Genomic DNA, 3212 nt, shown 5'->3' with positions numbered 1-3212 from the left:
TTAGACGCTAGAGCACGCGATCCGACGAAATAAAGCGGTGTCGCAGAGCCGACAAAGGTGACGAGGGTGTCATAAATCGGATATCGGGCGAATGATCCCCGATGGGCAGTGTTGCAAAGCCAACGTGCCGCAAGTTCTGCTCACCGCGTTCCCAATAACGAGGGCTGCTTTTTTGGCCAAAACCGACATCCAATGTCGTCTGTTTGTCATCCCGAGACGGGCCGATGTTCGTTCCGCCTACAAAGGAGAAATCATTTAGCATTTGAAAACCCAGCAAAAAACTTGACTGGTCGGCTCTGTGTCCCGATTGGAACGAGTTTTGAAATGCCCTCCTCGCGAGCAGTCAAACCTGCCGCGCCGCAGATCATCTGGTGGCGACGTATGGAGCGCAGGAGGGAAGCAACATGTCAAATGTCATTCATACCCGCAATTTGTCGCAAAGGAGAGTGACCCTCCTGACCTATCGGCTCGGTCACCGACGATCTCGCAATCGCTAGGTCTAAGCCACCTATAGACCTCGATATGGACTTCGATCAGTATGTGTTTTCCTGCGTCCTCTTGCACGCGCTAGAAGAGATTGCTGCCGACGTGGCAACTGCGACCGAGGCAACAGGTCTTTCCCGTGCCGAGCTTCGAAACGTCCTCAGCCGCTCTGTTCCCGCCGCTGTTATACAGGCCTTCGGAGTGGAAAAAGTTCGCGAAGCCGAGCCGGGTGTGGAGGAGGAACTTCTGCGCGATCTGCTGCTCGCGCATGCTCGACCGGGCGACTCAATAAGCGCCTGTTTCGCCAAGATCATCGCCCGGCGTGCCATGCGCCACGACCATCTGTGGCTGGAGCTTGGTCTTTCCGATAGGGCCGAACTCAGCCTCTTGCTCGCCACACATTTCCCCACGCTTGCAGCCGGCAATACCAGCAACACGAAATGGAAAAGGTACCTTTTATCGCATGCTTTGCGACACTGAGGGTTTTTCGCTCTGCACCGCACCCGTAGCCGGGAAGGACTTTGAAAGCTGCATTGTCCCTGAAGAAAGCGCAACGCTGGGTGCGCGACGGATTGACTTGAGGGAACTAACGTCAGCTATTGCCGCAGCACGCCACGTCGCTCAATTCAGCGGCCGACTTTGCATGTTCGTCATGTGGCCTTTCGGCGCTCGATGACTTAGCCGGCAATCTCGGAGAGGATCAGGGATCGTCTCTGTTTTTAGAGGAAGCCCATCATTATTTCGCCCGCATGCATGGTCGCGCCATGCCTGCAACGTCCAGCGATCTGCGGACCGAGAAATAAGCAAATCAGAGCCAAACCAGTGTTACTGATCCTTGACAGCGGCTCTGAAACTGGAGAGCGTTTTTTCAAGACCTAGACGATCCGCCAAGGCTTGAATTGTACTACTCCTGTCACGGCTTCTCTGACGTTCCGCTCGCAGCGTCTTCGTTTCGAGTCGGATTTTGTCCCCCTACCCCGCTTCCGCTCTGCGGGTCCGTTGGAAGCGGAAGGGACGGAGATGAGGAGCAAAAAGCTGAACAAAACCCGCCAACGGTGTCATCCTGCTCCAATGGGCAAAAAAGGTAACACATATCAGCAACCGGGTCCGCCCGCACGTCCGGTGAGGCTACGAGCCATGTGGCGACTGCTGCGGTGCATGCGAGCATCAGCACGGTGCTACGGTTCATGAGAGATACCTCCGAAAATCCGGGTTAAACTTGCAACAGGGGCGGAGTAAGAGGCGCGCAATATCGCGGAAGCCGAGAATGAAACGCATATTGAAATCTTATCCTGTTGCAACGAGGACCGCGGCCAATCTCGAGGAAATTGACTAAGGTGAGGTTATAGGACGGCGAGGTAATCGTCTAGGTCAGAATCCCCGAAGAACGGCCATGCGAGTCATTCGATGTTCGGCACACAAGAGAGGCACACCAAAATACGCTCTTAGTATCAACGACATCGACAGCTATTCCTTGAACGCTGCACCCTTCATTCTTCTATGCAATGTCCTGTCGAATTGTTAGTTTTGATGAAAACCATCCGCTGTTCGGAAAGCCCTAGGCGTGCGTTTCAAGGACTATGAGCCTTCTCGTCCCGCTCGATGCTTTGCTGACCGAGCGCAGCCGGCGGGTCCGAGTATGGCTCCATCTCGCATGAGCGATGCTGCGAACAACGATGACCTCGCCAGCGCGCATGGGACGATACTCGCCGATCACGGGGCTCGCCGCGAAGTCGAGGCGTTCGCCGCGCGCCCGAGTAATGAACTCGCATTGGGATCCACTGATTGCCCGCTGAGGCTGGTGGTCGAGAAGCTCCATCGAGACATTCACGGCAGCCGCTCGAAGCGCGAAGGCCTGGCTGCTTGAACAGATGGAACTGCAGTTCGACGGACTGGAAGCCGAAGGCGAGGCGGCGGCGTGCGTCGCAGTCGGTGGAACAGCACCTGTTATCTAATCCGATGTACCGATTAGCGCACGTCGGCTTGGCTGTCTCTCAACGCCACATGAGCTGTATAGAATTTCCGCCAAAGTGGTGCTTGAGCATGATATGAGGCCAAGTACTAACGGGATCGCTCCCCTTGAAGAGGGTTCAGGCACGGTCATCCATCGCTTTGCTTCTGTCAGTGGGGTGCGCCGGAAGGCGGCGAGATGGTGATAGCGGCGCATGGGCTGAGTTTGAACACCTGGCGAGTGCGGCCGCTACTGGAACAGTTTCGCCATAACGGCCCTGCTTAGTGCCGGCACAGGCAACTCATGCACTCGGTCACGCTCGCCGTTCTCCTGCTCTCCTAGCTGGGTGGCGCCGGCCCGTCAGCTCGTCACTAGCTTGTCTGAGTATCGTTGGCAGCAGGGCCGGAGCGGCCCGAATCACTGCGAAGAGACTTACGCTAAATGGAACCGAGGATTTGGGAGGCGACCTTCTATGCCTCGAATGGCAGCGTTTGCCCGTCTGTAGTTCAACGTCGCCAAAATCGGAGCTACGGTCGAGGGAACCTTCATGCGACATATTGCCTTCTCCGCCCGATAAACCGATTCTCCCGAACCACGGTTGATCTCGATCAACATGCCACCGTAGGCGCAGGCTACTACTGCCGCTTCAATGGTAATTGTTGGATTCAAGGAGAGGTCAAATGAGCACGGATGAAGCATGGCATCTGAGGTGGATCGCGGGCGTGGGTGCGGCTTTTTTCGCATCCGGGGCAGCCGCTACCGATCTGATACCACCGCC

The 3212-nt window shown here is 56.2% G+C and carries 1 protein-coding gene and 1 pseudogene; both read left to right on the top strand.

The features are described 5' to 3' along the window. Window positions 1-404: 404 nt before the first annotated feature. Window positions 405-1030: pseudogene (locus tag ILFOPFJJ_RS33840) on the top strand (nitrogen fixation protein NifQ); the annotation flags it as partial. Between the two features lie 1107 nt (window positions 1031-2137). Continuing rightward, a complete protein-coding gene (locus tag ILFOPFJJ_RS33835) occupies window positions 2138-2350 on the top strand; it encodes a hypothetical protein (protein ID WP_173514758.1) in 213 nt (70 codons plus the stop codon). Window positions 2351-3212 lie beyond the last annotated feature (862 nt).

It is taken from the genome of Sinorhizobium psoraleae, assembly GCF_013283645.1.
Lineage (GTDB): Bacteria > Pseudomonadota > Alphaproteobacteria > Rhizobiales > Rhizobiaceae > Sinorhizobium > Sinorhizobium psoraleae.
This window is presented reverse-complemented; position numbering and strand designations above follow the sequence as displayed.